Origin of the sequence: Variovorax sp. Root434 (genome assembly GCF_001426595.1) — a bacterium.
In the GTDB taxonomy this organism is placed as follows: domain Bacteria; phylum Pseudomonadota; class Gammaproteobacteria; order Burkholderiales; family Burkholderiaceae_C; genus Variovorax.
Genome location: NZ_LMEK01000001.1, coordinates 529,353 through 550,571, shown reverse-complemented (window position 1 = coordinate 550,571; position 21,219 = coordinate 529,353). Strand labels below are relative to the sequence as shown.

Here is a 21,219-nt window from a genome sequence, read left to right as displayed (position 1 = left end):
CGTCGAGCCTCCCGGACGGCGCCTTTCCGTTCTTTTCTTTTTTCTCCCTGTGGGGAGCTTGGTCAGGTCCTCCATGTCTGATTTAAGTCTTCAACTGCAGCAGGCCGCGAGCCAACTTCCAGTTTCCGCGTATTTCGACGAGGCACTCTATGCCCGCGAAATGCAGAACCTTTTTTCGCGAGGGCCCCGCTATGTCGGCCATCGCCTGGCCGTGCCCGAAATGGGCGACTTCCACACCCTGCCGCAGGAGCACCAGGGCCGTGCGCTGGTTCACACGCCCAAGGGCGTGGAGCTGATCTCCAACGTCTGCCGCCACCGCCAGGCCCTGATCCTGCAAGGCCGGGGCCAGCTCGACAACCAGGCCGGCGGCAACATCGTCTGCCCGCTGCACCGCTGGACCTACGCCGCAAGCGATTCGCGCACCACCGGCACGCTGATCGGCGCCCCACATTTCGAGCAGGACCCCTGCCTGAACCTGCACAACTACCCGCTGACCGAATGGAACGGCCTTCTGTTCGAGAAGAATCCGGATGGCTCGGGCCCCGACGTGGCGGCCGACATGGCCGGCCTCGGGCCGCAGGCCGATCTCGATTTCAGCGGCTACGCGCTCGACCGCGTCGAGCTGCACGAGTGCAACTACAACTGGAAGACCTTCATCGAGGTCTACCTCGAGGACTACCACGTCGGCCCGTTCCATCCGGGACTGGGCAGCTTCGTCACCTGCGACGACCTGCGTTGGGAGTTCAAGCCCCGCTATTCGGTGCAGACGGTGGGCGTGGCCAACCGCCTGGGCCGCGCGGGCAGCCCGATCTACCAGAAGTGGCAGGAGCAGCTGCTCAAGTACCGCGACGGCAAGCCGCCGAAGTACGGCGCCATCTGGCTCACCTACTACCCGCATGTGATGGTCGAGTGGTATCCGCACGTGCTCACGGTGTCTACCCTGCACCCGGTGAGCCCGACGAAGACGCTCAACATGGTCGAATTCTTCTATCCCGAGGAGATCGTCGCGTTCGAGCGCGAGTTCGTCGAAGCCCAGCAGGCCGCCTACATGGAAACCTGCGTGGAGGACGACGAGATCGCCGAGCGCATGGACGCCGGGCGCCGCGCGCTGATGCTACGCGGCGACAACGAAACGGGCCCCTACCAGAGCCCGATGGAAGACGGCATGCAGCAGTTCCACGAGTGGTATCGCAGCGCGATGCAGAACGCCTGAGTCGATAGTGCAAGCGCTCTGGATGGTGCTCGGCGCCTTCTTGTTCGCCACGATGAGCGTGGTCGTCAAGGTGGCCTCGGCGTGGTTCAACAGCGGCGAGATGGTGCTGGGCCGCGGCCTCATCGGCATCGTCTTCCTCTGGCTCCTGGCCCGCAACCGCGGCGTCTCCCTGGCCACCCGCTACCCCGGCATGCATGCCTGGCGCAGCACCATCGGCGTGGTCTCGCTGGGCGCGTGGTTCTATGCCATCGCCCACATGCCGCTGGCCACCGCCGTCACGCTCAACTACATGAGCAGCGTGTGGGTCGCGGCCTTCCTCGTCGGCGGTTCGCTGCTGGCGTGGGTGCCGGTGCCCGGGCGCGACGGCCGCGTGGAACGCCCGCCGCTGCAGGGCGCGCTGGTGCTGACCGTGCTGGCGGGTTTCGCGGGCGTGGTGCTGATGCTCAAGCCCAGCGTCAACGCCAACGAAGGCTTCGCGGGCATGCTGGGCCTGCTGTCGGGCCTCACGGCCGCCTTTGCCTACATGCAGGTGGTGGCGCTGTCGCGCATCGGCGAGCCCGAACTTCGCACGGTCTTCTACTTCGCGGTGGGCTCGGCCGTGGCCGGCGGCATTGCCACGGCGACCACCGGGTTTTCGGACGGCGGTGCATGGACGTGGCAGCATGCGCTGTGGCTGCTGCCCATCGGCTTGCTGGCCGCCCTCGGACAACTCTGCATGACCCGCGCCTACGCCACCGCCAAGACCGCTGCCGGTACGCTGGTGGTGGCCAACCTGCAGTATTCGGGCATCGTGTTCGCTGCGTTCTACAGCGTGGTGCTGTTCAACGACCGCATCGATGCCACTGGCTGGGCCGGGATGGCGCTCATCATCGCGAGCGGCATTGCCGCCACCGTGTTGCGACAGCGGGCGGTGCCCAAGGCGCCGGCCGAAGAGCACTGAACGACACAACGACATTCTCGATTTCGAAGGAGCACACGCCATGTACACCACCCTCATCTCCGTCGAACAACTCCAGCAATTGCAAGCGGGCGACACGCCCTTGATGGTGTTCGACTGCAGCTTCGACCTCATGAAGCCAGAAGCCGGCGCGCAGCAGTACGCCGCCGCCCACATTCCGGGTGCGCTGTACGCCAACCTCGACACCGACCTCAGCGCCAGGCACGGCGTCCCGGGCGCACACGGCGAGGTGGTGGTGGCGCAGGAAGACGGCGTGCCCGCATCGGGCGGGCGCCACCCGCTGCCCAGCCGCGAAAAGTTCGCGGCGTGGCTGTCGAGCATTGGCTTCGCCAACGGCATGCAGGCCGTGGTGTACGACCGCAACGGCGCCAACTACTGTGGCCGCCTGTGGTGGATGCTCAAGTGGATGGGCCACGAGGCCGTGGCCGTGCTCGACGGCGGCCTGCAGGCCTGGCAGGCCGCGGGCGGCGAAGTCACCGACCGCGAGGAGCCCGCGCGCTTCCAGTCGAACTTCGTCGCGGGCGAGCCCATCGCGAAGCTCGTGACCACCGACACCGTGGTGCGCCGGCTCGGCCAGCCTGACCAGAACCTGATCGATGCACGCGCCGGCGCACGTTACCGCGGCGAGGTGGAACCTCTGGACCCGATTGCCGGTCACATCCCCGGGGCCCTCAACCGGCCCTTCGCCGACAACCTCGGCCCCGACGGCAAATTCAAGCCGGCATCGCAATTGCGTGGCGAGTTCGAAGCGCTGCTCGCGGGACGCGACGCGGCGACTGTCGTCCACCATTGCGGCAGCGGCGTGAGCGCCGTGCCGAATCTGCTCGCCATGCAGATCGCGGGGTTCGGGACGACCGCGCTCTATGCCGGCAGCTGGAGCGAATGGAGCAACACGCCGGGGCTGCCGACCCGGCAAGGCGCTGAACCATGACATTGATGACGACGAGTCGACGTTTGCGGAGCTTCCAACGCACCACGGGACTCGCAATCGCCGCCGCGCTCTTCGCGGCAGCCCCGTTCCTCACCGCGCAGGCCCAGCAGCAGCACGCCCACGTGCACGGCCAGCTCAAGCTCGACGTGGCCGTCGACGGCCCCACGGTGGTGATCGACATGGAGTCCCCGCTCGACAACATCGTCGGCTTCGAACGCGCACCCAGGACCGATGCCGAGAAGAAGCTCGTCGAAGAGGCCGTCGCCCAGCTGCGCGCGGCCGACAAGCTCTTCATCGTCGACCCCGCCGCCAACTGCAAGCTCGGCCCGGTCGACCTGCGCTCCGGCGCGCTGGGCCTGGGCAATCCCGACCCCGCCGAGCCCGTCGGCCACGCCGACCTCGACGCCACCTTCTCCTTCAACTGCACCAACGCGACTGCCGCGAAGTTCATCGACCTCAACCTGTTCGGTGCATTCAAGGGCCTGCGCCAGATCGACTCGCAGATTGCCACGGCCCAGGGGCAGTTCAAGCGCCAGCTGAAGCGCCCTGCCGGTGCGCAAGCCACGCAGCCCGTTCGCCTGAGCTGGGGCAAGTAAGGCTGTGAGTACCTCCCTGCAAGCCGAGCCGTCGGCCTTGCGCGTCGTGCTCGCAGCCGAAGCATTGCGCTTCGCATGGCCCAGCGTGAAGAAACCGTGCATCGACATCGAGGCCTTTCGCATCACGGCCGGCGAATCGGTGTTCCTGCACGGCCCGAGCGGCTGCGGCAAGAGCACGCTGCTGTCGCTGCTGGCCGGCGTGCTGGTGGCCGACGAAGGCCGGGTCACGCTGCTCGGGCACGACTGGTCGAAGCTCTCGGGCGCCGCACGCGACCGCAGCCGCGTGGCCCATGTGGGCTACATCTTCCAGCAGTTCAACCTGCTGCCGTACCTGAGCGTGATCGACAACGTGCTGCTGCCCTGCCGCTTCTCGCAGCGGCGCGAGGCGAATGCATCGCGCAACGGCAGCTCGCGCGACGAGGCCGAGCACCTGCTCGGCCGGATGGGCCTCGACCGCAACCTGTGGAAGCGCCAGGCCGTTCAGCTGTCGGTCGGGCAGCAGCAGCGCGTGGCCGCCGCGCGCGCACTCATCGGCCAGCCCGAGGTGGTGATTGCCGACGAGCCCACCTCCGCCCTCGACGAAGACCGGCGCGAAGCCTTCCTCGACGTGCTGCTGACGGCCTGTGCCGAGCACCACAGCGCGCTCGTGTTCGTGAGCCACGACCAGCGCATCGCGCAGCGCTTCGCGCGGCATGTGCTGCTGCCCGAGATCAACCGTGCGGCCACCAGCGCGATGGCGGCGGACGCATGAGCCGCCGGGCCGCTCCCAAGGCGAATACCGTTGCGCGACGCGCGGAGGTTTGCCAATGAAGGCGCTTTTCTCCATTGCATGGCACAGCGCCTGGAACCGGCGCTTCACGCTCGCGCTCACCGTGTTCTCGATCGCGCTGTCGACCTTTCTTCTTCTGGGTGTCGAACGCATCCGCACCGAGCTGCGCGAGAACTTCTCGTCGTCCGTCTCCGGCACCGACCTGATCGTGGGCGCACGCACCGGCTCGACGCAGCTGCTGCTGTACTCGGTGTTCCGCATCGGCGCGGCCACCAACAACATCTCGTGGAAGAGCGTGCAGGCGCTGTCCGCGCACCCGGGTGTCGACTGGGTGGTGCCGCTGTCGCTCGGCGATTCGCACCGCGGCTTCGCGGTGCTGGCCACGTCCACCGACTACTTCACGCACTTCCGCTACGGCGACAGGCAGACGCTGAAGCTGCGCGAGGGCAAGCCCTTCAGCGAGCTGTTCGATGCGGTGGTGGGCGCCGAAGTGGCCGACAAGCTCGGCTACCGCGTGGGCCAGAAGATCACGCTCGCGCACGGCAGCGGCGAACTCAACGTGGCCGAGCATGCGGACAAGCCCTTCACCGTGGTCGGCGTGCTCGCGCGCACCGGCACACCGGTCGATCGCACGGTGCACATCGGCCTCGCGGCGATGGAGGCCATCCACCTCGAATGGGTGGGCGGCGCGCCGATGCCGGGCGTGCACATTCCGGCCGAGCAGGTGCGCAAGTTCGACCTCACGCCCAAGAACGTGACGGCCGCGCTGGTGGGCCTGAAGAACCGCGCCGCGGTGTTCGGCGTGCAGCGATGGATCTCGACCTACACCGGCGAACCGCTGATGGCCATCCTGCCCGGCGTGGCACTCGACGAGTTGTGGAGCGTGATCGGCATCGGCGAGAACGCGCTGCTGCTGATGTCCGCGCTGGTCGCGCTGGTCAGCCTCGCAGGGCTGGTCTCGGTGGTGATGGCCGGCCTCAACGAACGTCGCCGCGAACTCGCCGTGCTGCGCGCCGTGGGCGCTGGCCTGCGCCACGTGCTGGCGCTGCTCGCGCTCGAAGGCGCGATGGTCACCGTGCTCGGCGTGGCCTTCGGCGTGGTGATGGCTGTGCTGGGCATTACCCTGCTCTCGCCATGGCTGCAGTCGCAGTTCGGACTGACACTGAGCCTCTCGAAACCTACACTGAACGAATGGCTGCTGATGGCAAGCCTGCTGGCGGCCGGATGGCTGGCAAGCCTCTTGCCCGGCATCCGCGCCTACCGCCTCTCCCTTGCCGACGGCCTCTCACCGAGAATTTGAATCATGATGCCCATCGCACACACGACGTCCAAGAGCAAAGCTTTCATCCGGCTTTCGATGCTGGTCGCAGGCACCGGCCTTGCAGCCGCCGCCTGGGCCGCGGAGCCCGCGCCCAAGGACACCACCGCCGCCAACCCGCTGGGCGGCAAGGCGACGCCGGCCGCGCCCAAGGCTGTGCCGGGCCAGCCGCGCCAGATCACCTGGGAAGAACTGGTGCCCAAGGACTGGGACCCGGCGAAGGAATTCAAGGGCATGGACCTGAGCGCGCTCGACGACGGGGACCCGCGCGCCAACGAGATGCTCATGAAGATGCAGGAGGTGTCGAACAACGCGCCGACCAATCCCGCGATGAACGGCACCGAAGTCAGGATCCCCGGCTTCATCGTGCCGCTCGAAGAGGCCAAGGGCGAAGTCACCGAGTTCCTGCTGGTGCCCTACTTCGGCGCCTGCATCCACACGCCGCCGCCGCCGGCCAACCAGATCCTGCACGTGGTGCCGCAGAAGGGCGCCAAGTTCCGCGCCATGGACACGGTGTGGGTCACCGGCAAGCTGCAGACCCTGCGCAACGACTCGATGATGGGCGTGAGTGGCTATCACGTGAGTGCCACCAGCGTCACCAAGTACACGGGCGGCGCCAAGTAGCCGCAGCAAGGCAGCGGCCTCCTGGCCGTGTGGTTCTGCGCCGACAGGCTTGACCGCGCAGAACCGACACAGACCGTTGCATCCGGGGCGCAGGCTTTGTCATCGCCTGCCGCCGCGCACCGTTGAAAGAGTTCCGGGCCGACGCCGGCGCCCACATGGAACTCCAGATGACAAAAACCCATCGCCCAACGGCCCCGCGGCTCCTGACGATTTCGGTGTGCATCGGCGCACTCGCCATTGCAGGCTGCGACAAGACAACCAGCACGCCGACCGCTGCCGTCGACCCCGCCACATCGTCCATTCCCGCACCATCGGTGCCGCAGAACAACGCGCCTGCGGCCGTGCCAGTGGCCTATGTGCCACCCTCGGCCGACCAGCTCTACCAGATGGTCGCGCCCATTGCGCTGTACCCCGACAAGCTGGTCGCGCAGATCCTGGCCGGCGCCACCTACCCCGAGCAGATCACCGCCGCGCACGACTGGCTCGCGCAGAACCGCGGCCTCAAGGCCGGCCCGCTGGCCGATGCGGCCAACCAGCAGCCCTGGGACCCCAGCGTGAAGTCGCTCACCGCCTTCCGCAGCGTGGTCGACCAGATGGCCGGCAACATCCCGTGGACCGAGTCGCTGGGCAAGGCCTACTACAACGACCCGACCGACGTGATGAACGCGATCCAGGTCATGCGGCAACGCGCGGCCAAGGCCGGCCGGCTCAAGAACAATGACAAGCTGCGCGTGGTCAGCGCGGCGACGCCACAGAACTACGCGCCCGCGCCCGATTCACAAGCCGCGTACTACAGCGGCCCCGCAGTGATCGAACCGCCGCCGCAGTACATCACCATCGAGCCCGTGCAGCCCGACGTGGTGTATGTGCCGGCCTATGACCCGCAGGTGATCTACGGCACGCCGCAGCCGGTGTACCCCGGCTATGCGTACGCGCCCCCCGTCGAGGTGGCGCCGGGCTACAGCCAGGGCCAGATGATTACGGCCGGCGTGCTCGCGTTCGGCGCCGGCGTGGTGGTCGGTGCCGCGCTGGAGCGGCACGACTGGGGCTGGCATTCGTGGAACGTGAACTGGGGCGCGCCGGGTTGGCGCGCTCGAGACCGCGACCGTGGCGCCCCCCCGCCCCCGGCCTACCGCCCGGCCGTGGTCTACAACAACAACACCTACATCTCGCGCTCGACCACAGTGGTCAACAACGTGAGCAACGTGCGCACCGTCTACAACAACAATGGCGGCGCACCGCGCGGACTGCCGGCCGGCGCCGCGGCACCCAACTTCGCGACCGCTCCGGGCTTCGCGCCGCAGCAGCAACAGCAGATGCAGCAGCAAGCCGCGCTGGCCCAGCAGCAGCAGCAACAGCAGGCCCGCCAGCAGGAGGCCCTGCTTCGCCAGCAGCAGATGCAGCAACAGGTGCAGCAGCGCTCGCAGCAGCAGGCGCAACAACAACAGGCGCAGCAGCTTCACGCGCAGCAACTGCAGCAGCAACTGCAGCAGCAGGGGCGGCAAGCACAGCTCCAGCAGCAACAGCAACAGCAGCAGGACCAATTGCGTCGACAACAAGCGCAGCAGGCAGAACAACAGGCGCATCAGCAGCAGCACCCGCCGGCGCGCCTCGCGGGCCAACCGCCGGGAGCACAGCAGCCGCAGCCGCAGCAACAGGCGCAACTGGAGCAGTCAAGACGCCAGCAGATGCAGCAACAACAGCAGGCACAGCAGCAAGCGCGAGCGCAGCAGCAGGCCCAGTTGCAGCAACAGCAACAACAGGCGCAGGTCCAGCACCAACGGGAACAGCAGCAACAACAGGCGCAGAACCAGGCGCGCCAGCAGCAACAGGCACAGATGGAGCAAATGCGCCAGCAACAGGCGCAGAACCAAGCGCGCCAGCAACAGCAGGCGCAACAGCAAGCCGCGCACCAGCAACAGCTGCAACAGCAGCAACAACAGGCCCAGATCCAGCACCAACGGGAACAGCAGCAACAGGCGCAGAACCAAGCGCGCCAGCAGCAGCAGGCACAGATGGAGCAGATGCGCCAACAGCAGGCGCAACAGCAAGCCGCGCATCAGCAACAGCAGCAACAGGCGATGCAGATGCAACAGCAACGCCAACAACAACTGGCGCAGCAACAGCAGGCGGCGCAGCAGCACGCCCAGCAACAGGCGCAACAGCAACAACAGCGCGTGGCCGCGGCAGCAGCGGCTGCGGCAGCGGCCCATCGCCCACCCCGTCACGGCGAACCAGGGCAGCCGCAAGAGCGTCCCTGAGCGGCGAGCCGGCTAACGCATGCCGGCTCTTTTCAGAACCTGTCAGTTCTTGCCGATTTCGGTCAGCAGCCGCGTGACGAGGTAGATGCGCGGCACGATCGAATCGACTTCGATGTACTCGTCGCGTGCGTGATAGCCGAAGCCCGCGAGGCCGAAGCTCTCGACCACCGTGGCCTTGCCCGAGCGGCCCGCGTAGCCCGCATCGGTGCCGCCGCCGGTCATCGGCGTCAGCGCGAGGTCGCGGTCGATTTCCTTGTAGATGGCCTGCGCCGTCTCGGCCAGCGCGCGGCCCTTGTCGCCCGCGATGAAAGCCGGGCGGCCCACTTCCACCTTCACCGTGGTCTCGGTGTCGGGGATCAGCTTGCCGGCGGCGATCTTGGCCTGCAGCGCTTCGTTGAGCTTCTTCTCGGCGCCCGGCTGCGTGATGCGGATGTCGCCCAGCGCCTGCGCCTTCTCGGTGATCTGGTTGATGGGGCCGGTGGCGCGTGCCACGGTCCAGTTGAGCGTCACGCCGGGAATGTCCTTGGCGAGGTCCTTGGTCTGCAGCATCTGGTACGACAGTTCGTACAGCGCGTTGCGGCCCAGTTCGGGCGCGGCGCCGGCGTGCGCGGCGCGGCCTTTCACCTCCATCGTTGCCTGTGCGATGCCGGCCGCGCCCAGGAGCAGCGACTCGCCCTTGACCACCGACTTCGCCACCGTGGGCTCGAACGACAGCACCGTGTCGTGCTGGTCGGCCATGGTGGCGATCAGCTCGCCCGAGCCGACCGAGCCCACTTCCTCGTCGGGGTTCATCAGCACCGTGAGCGTGTCGTAGTCGCGCCAGCCGGCGTCGGCCAGGATCTTCAGCGAGGCCAGCATCACCGCGAGGCCGCCCTTGTCGTCGGCGATGCCGGGGCCGTAGATGCGGTTGCCGTCAACCTTGTAGGGCTGGCTGTTGAGGATGCCGGGCGCGTACACCGTGTCCATGTGGCCCTGCAGCATGATCCTGCGCTTGCCCGCGCCCTTGATGGTGCCGATGACGAGATCGGCGCCCGCGCCGGCCGTGGCCTTGCGGCGCTCGGTCTTGAAGCCGGCGGCCTTCAACCGCCCTTCCACCACGTCAGCCATCTTGAGCAGGCCGTCGACGTTGAGGCTGCCCGATTCGATCAGCACCATCTCCTTGAGGTTGTCGATCACGGCGGGCTGCGCCTTCTCGGCGGCGGCGAGCAGCTTGGCATCGGGTGCGGCGTGCGCAGCGCCGAGCGCGAGGCTGCAAGCCACGGCAATCGAGCAACGGGTGAAGAAGGAAGAACGCATGGTCATGATGATTCGGTCTCCGAGTGAATGGCGGCGGCAAGCATAGCGGGGCAAGGCGCCGGCCGCGCGCAAATCGGAGACACCCGGCGCCGTGCGGGAACGGTGCTCAGCGCTTGGCGCGAGCCGCGGTCTTCTTCGCGGCCCCGGTCTTGCGAGGCGCCTTCAACGCAGGCGCCTCGCGCGCAGATTGCATGTGCCCGCTCTCGCCGATGGTCATGCCCACGATGCGCGCGAGCTGCCGGCTCACGCTGATGTAAGCGTGGCCCAGGCGGCTGTCGAAATACAGCGAGTCGCCGCGCGCCATGCGCACCACTTCGCCGTTGTCGAAGTGCACCTCGATCTCGCCCGAGAGCACATAGGCGAACTCCTCGCCGCCATGCCGCACGAAGTCTTCCGGACCGTGGATCTTCCGCGCGTGCACCGTGCCGACGATGGGGCTCATCTGCTTGCCCGCGGCGGTGGTGCCGAGGAACTCGTAGGCGATGGAAAGGCCCTTGTATACGATGCCCTTGCCGGCGCGCGTGACCACCGGCCCGTCGAGCTGCGCGGGCTTGACGCCGGCGCCCGCGAACATGGCGTTCATGTCCATCTCCAGCGCGTGGCCCAGCGCGGTGAAGTTCTCGTAGCCCAGCGCGAGCTGGCCACGCTCCGCGCGCGAGATGGTGGTGATCGACACGCCCGAGCGCTCCGCGAGCTGCGCCAGCGTCCAGCCGAAGCGCTTGCGCGCGGTGCGCAGGCGGTTGCCGAAAGTGGCGCGATCCAGCGTGGGTGGCTCGTCCCCGGGCTTCGTTCGCGTCTTGGTCCCTGTGTGTGGATTCACGCTTGGCTTTCTCCTGTGGTGCCGAGGATTCTGCCAGCCGGGGCGCGCACCATCCATGCCAACCCGCGTGACCCCGGCGCGGAAGTTGCGTATACGCAAATTGCGCGAACGCAAATTTCACCACCTCGGTGCATCATGGTTTCCCCTTGGAACCCTCGAATCAATTTGCGTATCCGCAAAATTATTCCTACACTTTTCATCAATGACCTCCAGCACTGCAGAGCCCATCGTGGCTGACTTCCTCGTGATCGGCGGCGGCATCGCCGGGGCCTCGGTGGCCCACTGGCTCGCGCCGCACGCACGCGTGATCCTTCTAGAACGGGAATCGCAACCCGGCTACCACTCCACCGGCCGCTCCGCCGCCCTCTTCATGGAAAGCTACGGCACCGCGCAGGTGCGCGCCCTCACCATGGCGAGCCGCGCCTTCCTCGAACATCCGCCCGAAGGCTTCAGCGAACATCCATTGCTCACGCCGCGCGGCGCGATGATGGTCGCGGGCGCCGACCACATGGCCGAGCTCGAAGCCCACTGGCAGGTGCTGCGCGACATGAACACCGGCGCCTCGCGCCTGAGCGGCGAAGAGGCGCGCGAAATGGTGCCGGCGCTGCGCCCCGATCAGGTGCAGGGCGCCGTTTACGAGCCCGATGCCGCCGACATGGACGTGCACGCCATCCACCAGGGCTACCTGCGCGGCATGCGGCGCGCGGGCGGCCAGCTGGTGTGCGATGCGGGCGTGACGGCAATCGCTCGCACGGGCGAACGCTGGCGCGTGGAAGCCGGCGGCACGGTGTACGAAGCGCCGGTGGTGCTCAACGCAGCCGGCGCATGGGTCGACACCATCGCACGCATGGCCGGCGTGCCGCCGCTGGGCATCGAGCCGCGTCGGCGCTCCGCATTCATCTTCGCGCCGCCAGAAGGCCAGAGCGTGGCGCACTGGCCGATGGTGTTCGGCGCCGACGAGGGCTGGTACATCAAGCCCGACGCCGGCATGCTGCTCGGCTCGCCGGCCAATGCCGACCCGGTCGAGCCGCAGGACGTGCAGCCCGAGGAGATGGACATCGCCATCGCCATGCACCGCATCGAGGAAGCGACCACGCTGGCCATCCGCCGCCCCACGCGCACCTGGGCCGGCCTGCGCTCCTTCGTGGCCGACGGCGACCTCGTTGGCGGCTTCGAGCCCGGCGTGCCCGGCTTCTTCTGGGTGGCGGCGCAAGGCGGCTACGGCATCCAGACATCGGCCGCCATGGGCGAAGCCTGCGCCGCGCTGGCACGCGGGCTGCCGCTGCCCGAACGCATCGCCGCCTTCGGACTCACGGCGGAAATGCTGGGCCCGCAGCGGCTGCGCGCGGCGGCCGGCTGAACCCGGCCTGCCCCACAACGAACACAACCCACCCCACGAGGTCTGACCATGCGCGTCTTCAGTGCTTCCCTTGCCACCGAAACCAACACCTTCGGCCCGATGCCGACGGGCCTCGCCTCCTTCAAGGACCGTGGCTACTTCCCCGCCGGCAAGCACCCCGACGCGATGACGCTGTTCTCGGGCCCACTGTGGGCTGCGCGCATGCGCGGCGCCGACAAGGGCTGGACGCTGTTCGAGGGCATGGTGGCCGGCGCGCAGCCCAGCGGCACCACCACGCGCCACGCCTACGAGACGCTGCGCGACGAGTTGCTGGCCGACCTGCGCGCAGTGCTGCCCGTGGACATGGTGCTGCTCGGCCTGCACGGTGCGATGGTGGCCGACGGCTACGACGACTGCGAAGGCGACCTGCTGGCACGCGTTCGGCAGATCGTCGGGCCCGACGTGGTGGTCGGCGCCGAGCTCGATCCGCACAACCACCTCACGCCGGAGATGATCTCCAACGCCAACGTGATGGTCTCCTTCAAGGAATACCCGCACACCGACGTGCTCGAACGCGGCCTCGAGCTGGTCGACATCTGCGCCGCCACGGTCGAGGGCAAGCTCAAGCCCGTGCCCGCGGTGGTCGACTGCGACATGATCGTCACCGTGCACACCTCGCGCCAGCCGGCACGCGGCTTCGTCGAGCGCATGCAGTCGCTCGAGGGCAAGAACGGCGTGCTTTCCATCTCGCTCACGCACGGCTTCTCGTGGGGCGACGTGCCCGAGATGGGCACCAAGGTGCTGGTCTACACCGACGGCGACAAGGCCCAGGCCGACCTGCTGGCGCGCCAGCTCGCCGACGAGGTCATCGCCATGCGCGACGGCCTCACCGTGAACTACCCCGGCATCGATGCGTCACTCGACGAGGCACTGGCCTTCGACGGCGGCCCCGTGGTGATCTCCGACGGCGCCGACAATCCCGGCGGTGGCGCGGCCAGCGATTCGACCTTCATCCTGCGCCGCATGGTTGAGCGCGGCATCACCAACGCGGCGCTGGGCCCGCTGTGGGACCCGATCGCGGTGCGCATCGCCTTCGACGCGGGCGTGGGCGCGAAGCTGCCGATGCGCATCGGCGGCAAGATCAGCCCGCTGTCGGGCGACCCGCTCGATGTCGAGTGCACCGTGAAGGCGCTCAAGCACGACCTGGTGATGACCGGCCTGGCGGGCACGCCCACGCTGATGGGCGACAGCGCGCTGGTCGAGGCCAACGGCATCGAGATCGTGCTGATCACGCTGCGCAACCAGGCGATGGGCACCGACCTCTTCACGCAGCTGGGCTGCGACCTCGCGACGAAGAAGATCATCGTCGTGAAGTCGTCGCAGCATTTCTACGCGTCGTACTCCAAGGTGGCGAAGCACGTCATCTACGCGGGCGCGCCGGGCGCCGTCACGCTCGACCTGAACACGCTGCCGTATCGCAAGGCCCGCCTGCCCAAGTGGCCGATCGGCGTCGCGGCCTGAGCTTTTCCTTCCTTCTTTTTGCTGCCTTCCCTCACCGGAGAACCGACGATGAAACGACGGACGCTTGGCGCTCTCGCCGCCCTGGCCCTTTCCACCGCCTTCGCGGCGAGCCTTCCCGCGCATGCCCAGACGCCGCAGCCCAAGACGCTGAAGGTGGTGGCGCATGCCGACCTGAAGATCCTCGACCCGACCTTCACCACCGCCTACATCTCGCGCAACTTCGGCTACATGGTGTACGACACGCTCTTCGCGCAGGACGCGAACGGCAAGCCGCAGCCGCAGATGGTGGAGAAGTACACCGCCTCGAAGGACGGCAAGCAGTGGAGCTTCACGCTGCGCCCGGGCCTCAAGTTCTCCGACGGCAGCGCCGTCACCTCGGCCGACGCCGTCGCCTCGCTGCAGCGCTGGGCCGCGCGCGACAGCCTGGGCCGCGCGATGACGGCCAGCGGCGCCGAGTGGAAGGCCACCGACGCGCGCAGCTTCACGCTCACGCTCAACGAGCCCTTCGGCATGGTGCTCGACGCGCTGGCCAAGCCCTCGGGCTTTCCGCCGGTGGTCCTGCCCGAGCGGCTGGCGAAGCTGCCGGCCACCGCGCCGCTGACCGAAGTGCTGGGCTCCGGCCCCTTCATCTTCAAGCGCGACGAATGGGTGCCGGGCAACAAGGCGGTGTTCGTGCGCAACCCCAACTACGTGGCGCGCAGCGAGCCGCCCAGCGGCCTGGCCGGCAGCAAGAAGAGCAGCTTCGAGCGCGTCGAATGGCTCTACCTGCCCGACGCCAACAGCGCCGTGGCCGCCCTCAAGCGCGGCGAGGTCGACATCATCGAGCAGCTGCCGCCCGACTACATCGCGCCGCTGCGCACCGACACGGGCGTGAAGATCGGCTCAGGCGGCGCCTACCAGGGCTTCCTGGTGATGAACCAGCTGCATGCGCCCCTCAACAACCCGAAGGTGCGCCAGGCGCTGCTGCAGGCCGTGAGCCAGGAGCGCTTCATAGCCGCCATGGGCTTCCCGCTCGACATGCGCATGGCCTACTGTGCCACCTACTTCATCTGCGGCAGCCCCAACGACACCGCGGCCGGCGCCGAGCCCTACCGCAAGGCCGACATCGCCAAGGCGAAGAAGATGCTCGCCGACGCCGGCTACAAGGGCGAAAAGGTGGTGCTGCTGGTGCCCAGCGACGTGCCGTACCTGAACGCCGAGGCGCTGATGGCCGCCCAAACGATGAAAAGCATCGGCCTGAACGTCGACGCCCAGACCATGGACTGGGCTTCCATCGGCGCGCGCCGCGCCAAGCGCGACGCACCGGATGCCGGCGGCTGGAACATGTACGTCACCGTGGCCGGCGAGTTCGATGCCAACTCGCCCATCAGCAACGCCTACCTGAGCGCGGCCTGCGGCAACACCCTGCCCGGCTGGCCCTGCGACAAACCGCTGGATGAGCTGCGCACCGCGTGGCTGAAGGAAACCGTGCCTGCCAAGCGCAAGGAACTGCTCGACGCATTCCAGGCCCGCGCCTACGAGGCCGTGCCGTACATCAACGCGGGCCAGTATTCGGCCGCCTTCGCCGCGCGCACCAGCCTGAAGGGGCTGGACAAGCTCTGGTCCGGCATGCCGACGGTCTGGGCGCTCGACAGGCAATAAGAATTCAAGGGCACCGCCATGGGCTACATCGTTCGACGCTTCATAGCGACCCTGCCCGTCATGGCGGTGGTGGCCGTGGTGGTGTTCCTGCTGATCCACCTGTCGCCGGGCGATCCGGCCGCGCTCATCGCGGGCGACCTCGCCACCACGGAAGACATCGAGAAGCTGCGCGCCGCGCTGGGCCTGAACCTGCCGCTGTGGCAGCAGTTCGGGCTGTGGATAGGCAAGCTCTTCACCGGCGACCTGGGCACCTCGATCTTCACGCAGATGCCGGTCACGCAGCTGCTGGGGCAGCGGCTGGAGCCCACGGTGTCGATCGCCGCGCTGACCATGCTCATCACGCTGGTGGTGTCGGTGCCGCTGGGCACGCTCGCGGCCTACCGCGCAGGCAGCTGGATCGACCGGCTGGTGATGCTGTTCGCGGTGCTGGCCTTCTCGGTGCCGGTGTTCCTCGTGGGCTACCTGCTGGTCTACAGCTTCGCGATCCAGCTGCCGTGGTTTCCGGTGCAGGGCTACGTGCGCTTCGCAGAGGGCGCGGGCGAATGGCTGCGCTCGCTGGTGCTGCCCTGCGTGAACCTCGCGCTGGTCTACATCGCGCTGGTGACGCGCATGACGCGCGCCACCGTGCTCGAAGTGCTGCACGAGGACTACATCCGCACCGCGCGCGCCAAGGGCCTGGGCGTGCTGCCGGTGCTGGGCCATGCGCTGCGCAACGCGGCCATTCCCATCGCAACCACCGTGGGCGCGGGCATCGCGCTGCTGATCGGCGGCGTGGTGGTCACCGAGACGGTGTTCGCCATTCCCGGCGTGGGCCGGCTGGTGATCGACTCGGTGCAGCGGCACGACTACCCGGTGATCCAGAGCGTGCTGCTGCTGTCGGCCGGGGTGTACGTGCTGATCAACCTGCTGATCGACCTGAGCTACCGCTTGTTCGATCCGCGCATCCAGTACTGAACAAACATGTCCACGGTCCTCCCCATGAGCGAGATCGACGCGCCCGCCCCCACGATGCCGGATGCGCACGACGACACCCCCTTCGTGCCGCCACGCTGGCGCTGGGCGCGCAAGCACCCGACGCTGATCATCGGCGCGCTGCTGCTGATCCTGATGGCGGCCCTCTCCATTGGCGCCCCGTGGGTCGCCACGCACGACCCGCAGGACATCGACCCGCTGATGCGCATGCAGCCGCCGTCGGGCGAGCACTGGTTCGGCACCGACGCGCTCGGCCGCGACGTGTTCAGCCGCGCCGTGTGGGGCGGGCAGGTGTCGATGATCGTGGGTGCCACGGTCGCGGTGCTGGCCACTTTCTTCGGTGTCGTGCTCGGGCTGGTGTCGGGCTTCGTGCGCTGGGCGGACGGCCCGATCATGCGGGTGATGGACGGGCTCATGGCCATCCCCGGCATCCTGCTGGCCATCGCGCTGATGGCCGTGACGCGCGCCAGCCTGACGACGGTGATCGTCGCCATCACCGTGCCCGAGATCCCGCGCGTGGTGCGGCTGGTGCGTTCGCTCGCGCTCACGCTGCGCGAACAGCTGTATGTGGAGGCCGCGCACGCGGTCGGTACGCGGCTGCCGATGATCCTGCTGCGCCACGTGCTGCCGAACATCGTGGCGCCGCTGGTGGTGCAGGCCACCTTCGTGGCGGCGGCGGCGGTGCTGACCGAGGCGGCGCTGTCGTTCCTCGGCGTGGGCGTGCCTTCGCAGACGCCGAGCTGGGGCAACATGATGGCCGAGGGCCGCAACTTCGTGGCGGTGGCGTTCCACATCATCCTGTACCCGGGGCTGCTGCTGGCGGCCACGGTGCTGGCCATCAACCTGCTGGGCGACGGCCTGCGCGATGCGCTGGACCCGCGCCTGGCGCGGCAACTTTGAAGGACATGCCATGACGATCACCATGTCCCACACCGCACTTGCCCCCGGCGAGCCGCTGCTCGAAGTCGACAACCTGCGCACCCACTTCCACACGCTGGCGGGCGTGGTGCGCTCGGTCGACGGCGTTTCCTACACGGTGCGCGCGGGCCGCACGCTCGGCGTGGTCGGCGAATCGGGCTGCGGCAAGAGCGTGACCGCGCTGTCGATCCTGCGGCTGGTGCCAACGCCGCCGGGCCGCCACATGGGCGCCGTGCGGCTGCGCGGCACCGACCTGATGCAGCTCAGCGAACGCGAGATGCGGCAGATCCGCGGCAACCGCATCTCGATGATCTTCCAGGAGCCGATGACCTCGCTGAACCCGGTGCTCACCGTGGGCCGGCAAATCGCCGAGACGGTGCAGCTGCACCAGAAGGCCAGCCGCGCCGACGCGATGAAGCGCGCGGTCGAGATGCTGCGCGTGGTGCAGATCCCCGAGCCCGAGCGCCGCGTGAACGAGTACCCGCACCAGCTCTCGGGCGGCATGCGCCAGCGCGTGATGATCGCGCTGGCCCTGGCCTGCAATCCCGAGGTGCTGATCGCCGACGAGCCGACGACTGCCCTGGACGTGACCATCCAGGCGCAGATCCTCGACCTCATCAAGCGGCTGCAGAAGGAGCTGGGCATGGGCGTGGTGATGATCACGCACGACCTCGGCGTGGTGGCCGAGAGCTGCGACCGCGTGGTGGTCATGTACGCCGGGAAGAAGGTGGAGGAAGCCGACGTGATCGACCTGTTCGACCGCCCGCTGCATCCCTACACGCGCGCGCTGATGGCCTCGATGCCCGCGATGAACACCGCGAGCACGCGACTCACCGAGATTCCGGGACTGGTGCCGGCCGCGCACGAGCTTGGGCGCGGCTGCGCCTTCGCCGCGCGCTGCAGCCATGCGCGCGAACGCTGCCGCGTCGAAACGCCACGGCTCGTGCCGCAGGGAGGCGACCACGTGGTGGCCTGCTTCGCCGTCGAGGAACACTGGGAACAACCGGCCGGCGCCGAGGAGATGGCCGCATGACGACAGCAGCAACAACGACCGCACCGCTGCTGCAGGTGCGCAACCTGCGCAAGCACTACACCACGCCCAAGCGCTGGCTGCGGCCGGCCCGGCCGGCGATCCAGGCGGTGGATGGCGTTTCGTTCGACGTCGCTCGCGGCGAAACGCTATCGCTGGTGGGCGAATCGGGCTGCGGCAAGACGACCACGGCCAAATCGGTGCTGCGGCTGGTGGAGCCCAGCGCGGGCTCGGTGCAGCTCGAGGGCGAGGAACTGTTATCGCTCTCGGCCGAAGACATGCGCATGCGCCGGCGCAACCTGCAGATCATTTTTCAAGATCCCTACGCTTCGCTGAACCCGCGCCTCACGGCCGGCGACATCGTGGCCGAGCCGCTGCGCAATTTCGGCATGGGCGCGGCGGCCGAGCGGCGCGAGCGGGTGCAGTGGCTGTTCTCGCGCGTGGGGCTGCGGCCGGAAGCGGCGAAGAAGTTTCCGCATGAGTTCTCGGGCGGCCAGCGCCAGCGGCTGGGCATCGCGCGGGCGCTGGCGCTGAACCCGAAGCTCATCGTGTGCGACGAGCCGGTGTCGGCGCTCGACGTGTCGGTGCAGGCGCAGGTCGTCAACCTGCTGATGGACCTGCAGGCCGAGTTCGGCATCGCCTACCTGTTCGTGGCGCACGACCTCGCGGTGGTGCGCCACATCAGCCACCGCGTGGCGGTGATGTACCTGGGCCACATCGTGGAGATCGCCGACCGCGACACGCTGTTCTCGGCGCCGCTGCATCCGTACACCGAGATCCTTCTCTCGGCCGTGCCCGTGCCCAACCCGCGCACGCCCGCGCGCCGCATGTTGTTGCAGGGCGACCCGCCGAGCCCCGCCAACCCGCCTTCCGGTTGCCGCTTCCACACACGCTGTCCGATGGCGCAGGCCGTGTGCAAGGAGAAGGCGCCTGAGTTGAGCGAGCGGCCGGTCTCTTCCAACGGCAGCCATTTGGTTGCTTGCCATTTCCGTTGAGATGGTGGAGCGCAGCCGTTCAGGGTGCGATCACGCCGACGGGGTACCTTGCTCCGCGAATGCCCCCCGGCCTGCGGCCTCCTCCTTTATTTCGCTGCGCAAGGCACCCCATCGGCGTGATCGTTCAGCAGAGTGGTTGAACTGCCGGCATAAGCAGAGCGCCCATCGTGCACAGGGCACCGGGTGCTCCCCGCAGCGAAATAAAGGAGGAGGCCGAAGGCCGGGGGACATTCGCGGAGGGGCGTACCCGGTGGCCTGTGCACACGCCCCGAACACAACCGCCCAAGACAACACATGAAAGGACCGAAATGAACAACGCCCCCCACTACGATCTCCTGATCCAAGGCGGCACCGTCATCGACGGCACCAAGGCCCCGCGCTTCAACGCCGACGTCGGCATCGTGGGCGACCGCATCGCCGCCATCGGCAACCTCGCGGGCCACACGGCAGAACAGACGCTCGACGCCACCGGCCGCATCGTCGCGCCCGGCTTCATCGACTCGCACACGCACGACGACCAGGCCGTGCTTTCGCAGGCGCAGATGCCCTTCAAGGTGTCGCAAGGCGTGACCACGGTGGTCGCGGGCAACTGCGGCATCAGCGCCGCGCCGCTGCGCGTGGACATGGACCTGCCCATGCCGCTGAGCCTGCTCGAGTCGCCCGCAGAAGGCCGCTTCACGAGCTTCGCGGCGTACCTCGACGCGCTGCGCGCCACGCCGTCGTCGGTGAACGTGGCCGCGATGGTCGGCCACTCGACCCTGCGCGCCGTGGTCATGGCCGACCTCGACCGCCCCGCGAACGACAGCGAGATCGCGGCCATGCAGGCGCTGGTCGAAGAAGCGATGCAGGCCGGCGCCATCGGCATGTCGACCGGCACCTTCTACCCGCCCGCCGTGAAGGCGACGACCGAGGAAATCATCGAGGTCGGCCGCCCGCTCACCGCGCGCAAGGCGCTGTACGTGACCCACATGCGCGACGAGAGCGACCGCGTGATGGAGTCGCTCGAAGAGACTTTCCACATCGGCCGCGCGCTCGACATCCCGGTGGTGGTGTCGCACCACAAGGTGCAGAACACGCACAACTTCGGCAAGACCAAGGTGACGCTGCCCTTCATCCAGGAGGCGATGAAGCACCAGTGCATCGGGCTCGACTGCTATCCGTACACCGCCGGCTCCACCATGATCCGCACCGACCGCGGGATGATGGAAGGCCGCGTGCTTATCGCGTCGAGCGTGCCGCATCCCGAGTGCGCGGGCCGCGACCTGAAGGACATTGCCGCCGAATGGGGCGTGTCGGGCGAAGAGGCAGCGAAGCGGCTGCAGCCCGGCAGCGCCATCTACTTCATGATGGACGAGGACGATGTGCAGCGCGTCCTCGCGTTCGACGACACCATGATCGGCTCGGACGGCATTCCTTTGGGCGACAAACCGCATCCGCGCCTGTGGGGCACCTTCCCCCGCGTGCTGGGCCACTACAGCCGCGATGTCGGCTTGTTTCCGCTGGAGACGGCGGTGTGGAAGATGACCGGGCTCACGGCCCGCAACTTCGGCCTGCACGAGCGCGGCACGCTGAAGCCGGGGCACCACGCCGACGTGGTGATCTTCAACGCCGCGACGGTGCGCGACACGGCGAACTACGAAACGCCGACGCGGGCGGCCGAAGGCATCGATGCGGTGATCGTGAACGGCGCCGTGACCTGGCGCGCTGGCGTGCACAGCGGGGCACGCAACGGACAGGTGATCACGCGGCGCGACGCAGCCTGAGCGAGCGAGGTCAGTCGGGCGCGTTCATGACGCGATCGAATTCCTCGTCGGCCGGCACGTTGTCTGCATCGAGCTCGCTCGCATCGGTGAGGTCGATACCCGTTTCCTCCGACAGGTCGTCGGACACGTCGGCATCCTGCTCCTCGAAGTCATCGGCGGGCGTGTCGTCCTCCTCGTCTTCGGCGGGCGCAGCGGATCGCGCGGTGGCGTCGATGGTGTTCATGATCGGTTCCTAGGCAGATTTCTGACAGCCC

At 68.1% G+C, this 21,219-nt stretch carries 19 protein-coding genes; 16 read left to right on the top strand and 3 right to left on the bottom strand.

What is annotated here, in order from left to right:
• Positions 1-73: 73 nt before the first annotated feature.
• The 8 genes from ASD05_RS02565 (at position 74) to ASD05_RS02530 (ending at position 8,670) form a co-directional block, all read left to right on the top strand.
• A complete protein-coding gene (locus ASD05_RS02565; RefSeq protein ID WP_056510304.1) occupies positions 74-1,213 on the top strand; it encodes an aromatic ring-hydroxylating oxygenase subunit alpha in 1,140 nt (379 codons plus the stop codon).
• A 22-nt stretch (positions 1,214-1,235) separates the two neighbouring features.
• Positions 1,236-2,153, top strand: a complete 918-nt coding sequence (locus ASD05_RS02560) for a DMT family transporter (protein ID WP_007831137.1) — start codon at positions 1,236-1,238, stop codon at positions 2,151-2,153.
• 40 nt (positions 2,154-2,193) lie between these two features.
• On the top strand, positions 2,194-3,102 hold the full coding sequence (locus ASD05_RS02555) for a sulfurtransferase (RefSeq protein WP_056587154.1): 909 nt from the start codon (positions 2,194-2,196) through the stop codon (positions 3,100-3,102).
• A gap of 23 nt (positions 3,103-3,125) precedes the next feature.
• The gene (locus ASD05_RS02550) at positions 3,126-3,698 is read left to right on the top strand and encodes a DUF2796 domain-containing protein (protein ID WP_235507832.1); all 573 of its coding nucleotides are present in this window, start codon (positions 3,126-3,128) and stop codon (positions 3,696-3,698) included.
• A gap of 4 nt (positions 3,699-3,702) precedes the next feature.
• The gene (locus tag ASD05_RS02545) at positions 3,703-4,449 is read left to right on the top strand and encodes an ABC transporter ATP-binding protein (RefSeq protein WP_056587148.1); all 747 of its coding nucleotides are present in this window, start codon (positions 3,703-3,705) and stop codon (positions 4,447-4,449) included.
• Between the two features lie 55 nt (positions 4,450-4,504).
• Entirely contained in the window at positions 4,505-5,767 is a 1,263-nt protein-coding gene (locus ASD05_RS02540) for an ABC transporter permease (RefSeq protein WP_056587146.1), read from the top strand.
• A gap of 6 nt (positions 5,768-5,773) precedes the next feature.
• A complete protein-coding gene (locus ASD05_RS02535; RefSeq protein WP_056587803.1) occupies positions 5,774-6,409 on the top strand; it encodes a DUF3299 domain-containing protein in 636 nt (211 codons plus the stop codon).
• 167 nt (positions 6,410-6,576) lie between these two features.
• Complete coding sequence (locus tag ASD05_RS02530) at positions 6,577-8,670, top strand: DUF3300 domain-containing protein (RefSeq protein ID WP_056587800.1); 2,094 nt, start codon at positions 6,577-6,579, stop codon at positions 8,668-8,670.
• A gap of 42 nt (positions 8,671-8,712) precedes the next feature.
• Here the strand turns inward: ASD05_RS02530 and ASD05_RS02525 are convergent, their stop codons facing one another.
• Positions 8,713-9,972 (bottom strand): M20/M25/M40 family metallo-hydrolase, encoded by a 1,260-nt coding sequence (locus ASD05_RS02525; RefSeq protein ID WP_056587143.1) that lies wholly within the window; start codon positions 9,970-9,972, stop codon positions 8,713-8,715.
• Positions 9,973-10,072: 100 nt separating this feature from the next.
• Positions 10,073-10,786 (bottom strand): helix-turn-helix domain-containing protein, encoded by a 714-nt coding sequence (locus ASD05_RS02520; protein WP_056587140.1) that lies wholly within the window; start codon positions 10,784-10,786, stop codon positions 10,073-10,075.
• Positions 10,787-10,988: 202 nt separating this feature from the next.
• Between ASD05_RS02520 and ASD05_RS02515 the strand changes: the two genes are divergently transcribed.
• The 8 genes from ASD05_RS02515 (at position 10,989) to ASD05_RS02480 (ending at position 20,965) form a co-directional block, all read left to right on the top strand.
• Positions 10,989-12,146 (top strand): NAD(P)/FAD-dependent oxidoreductase, encoded by a 1,158-nt coding sequence (locus tag ASD05_RS02515; RefSeq protein WP_056587137.1) that lies wholly within the window; start codon positions 10,989-10,991, stop codon positions 12,144-12,146.
• A gap of 48 nt (positions 12,147-12,194) precedes the next feature.
• Entirely contained in the window at positions 12,195-13,646 is a 1,452-nt protein-coding gene (locus tag ASD05_RS02510; RefSeq protein ID WP_056587134.1) for a M81 family metallopeptidase, read from the top strand.
• A gap of 48 nt (positions 13,647-13,694) precedes the next feature.
• Entirely contained in the window at positions 13,695-15,287 is a 1,593-nt protein-coding gene (locus ASD05_RS02505; protein WP_056587128.1) for an ABC transporter substrate-binding protein, read from the top strand.
• An 18-nt stretch (positions 15,288-15,305) separates the two neighbouring features.
• Complete coding sequence (locus tag ASD05_RS02500) at positions 15,306-16,241, top strand: ABC transporter permease (protein ID WP_056587125.1); 936 nt, start codon at positions 15,306-15,308, stop codon at positions 16,239-16,241.
• Between the two features lie 24 nt (positions 16,242-16,265).
• Positions 16,266-17,159, top strand: a complete 894-nt coding sequence (locus tag ASD05_RS02495) for an ABC transporter permease (RefSeq protein ID WP_056587122.1) — start codon at positions 16,266-16,268, stop codon at positions 17,157-17,159.
• A 10-nt stretch (positions 17,160-17,169) separates the two neighbouring features.
• Positions 17,170-18,210, top strand: a complete 1,041-nt coding sequence (locus tag ASD05_RS02490; RefSeq protein WP_056587797.1) for an ABC transporter ATP-binding protein — start codon at positions 17,170-17,172, stop codon at positions 18,208-18,210.
• Positions 18,207-19,202 (top strand): ABC transporter ATP-binding protein, encoded by a 996-nt coding sequence (locus tag ASD05_RS02485; RefSeq protein ID WP_056587119.1) that lies wholly within the window; start codon positions 18,207-18,209, stop codon positions 19,200-19,202. Before ASD05_RS02490 ends, ASD05_RS02485 begins: the two co-directional genes overlap by 4 nt.
• A gap of 308 nt (positions 19,203-19,510) precedes the next feature.
• Positions 19,511-20,965, top strand: coding sequence for an N-acyl-D-amino-acid deacylase family protein (locus tag ASD05_RS02480; RefSeq protein ID WP_056587117.1), 1,455 nt, complete (start codon positions 19,511-19,513; stop codon positions 20,963-20,965).
• Positions 20,966-20,975: 10 nt separating this feature from the next.
• On the opposite strand, the gene ASD05_RS02475 is transcribed toward ASD05_RS02480, so the two are convergent.
• Positions 20,976-21,188 (bottom strand): hypothetical protein, encoded by a 213-nt coding sequence (locus ASD05_RS02475; RefSeq protein WP_056587114.1) that lies wholly within the window; start codon positions 21,186-21,188, stop codon positions 20,976-20,978.
• Between the last annotated feature and the right edge of the window lie 31 nt (positions 21,189-21,219).

Coding starts and splice junctions, on each gene's coding strand:
- ASD05_RS02565 (WP_056510304.1), top strand. CDS start 74: ATGTCTGATTTAAGTCTTCAACTGCAGCAGGCCGCGAGCCAACTTCCA.
- ASD05_RS02560 (WP_007831137.1), top strand. CDS start 1,236: ATGGTGCTCGGCGCCTTCTTGTTCGCCACGATGAGCGTGGTCGTCAAG.
- ASD05_RS02555 (WP_056587154.1), top strand. CDS start 2,194: ATGTACACCACCCTCATCTCCGTCGAACAACTCCAGCAATTGCAAGCG.
- ASD05_RS02540 (WP_056587146.1), top strand. CDS start 4,505: ATGAAGGCGCTTTTCTCCATTGCATGGCACAGCGCCTGGAACCGGCGC.
- ASD05_RS02535 (WP_056587803.1), top strand. CDS start 5,774: ATGCCCATCGCACACACGACGTCCAAGAGCAAAGCTTTCATCCGGCTT.
- ASD05_RS02530 (WP_056587800.1), top strand. CDS start 6,577: ATGACAAAAACCCATCGCCCAACGGCCCCGCGGCTCCTGACGATTTCG.
- ASD05_RS02525 (WP_056587143.1), bottom strand. CDS start 9,972: ATGACCATGCGTTCTTCCTTCTTCACCCGTTGCTCGATTGCCGTGGCT.
- ASD05_RS02515 (WP_056587137.1), top strand. CDS start 10,989: ATGACCTCCAGCACTGCAGAGCCCATCGTGGCTGACTTCCTCGTGATC.
- ASD05_RS02510 (WP_056587134.1), top strand. CDS start 12,195: ATGCGCGTCTTCAGTGCTTCCCTTGCCACCGAAACCAACACCTTCGGC.
- ASD05_RS02505 (WP_056587128.1), top strand. CDS start 13,695: ATGAAACGACGGACGCTTGGCGCTCTCGCCGCCCTGGCCCTTTCCACC.
- ASD05_RS02500 (WP_056587125.1), top strand. CDS start 15,306: ATGGGCTACATCGTTCGACGCTTCATAGCGACCCTGCCCGTCATGGCG.
- ASD05_RS02495 (WP_056587122.1), top strand. CDS start 16,266: ATGAGCGAGATCGACGCGCCCGCCCCCACGATGCCGGATGCGCACGAC.
- ASD05_RS02490 (WP_056587797.1), top strand. CDS start 17,170: ATGACGATCACCATGTCCCACACCGCACTTGCCCCCGGCGAGCCGCTG.
- ASD05_RS02485 (WP_056587119.1), top strand. CDS start 18,207: ATGACGACAGCAGCAACAACGACCGCACCGCTGCTGCAGGTGCGCAAC.
- ASD05_RS02480 (WP_056587117.1), top strand. CDS start 19,511: ATGAACAACGCCCCCCACTACGATCTCCTGATCCAAGGCGGCACCGTC.
- ASD05_RS02475 (WP_056587114.1), bottom strand. CDS start 21,188: ATGAACACCATCGACGCCACCGCGCGATCCGCTGCGCCCGCCGAAGAC.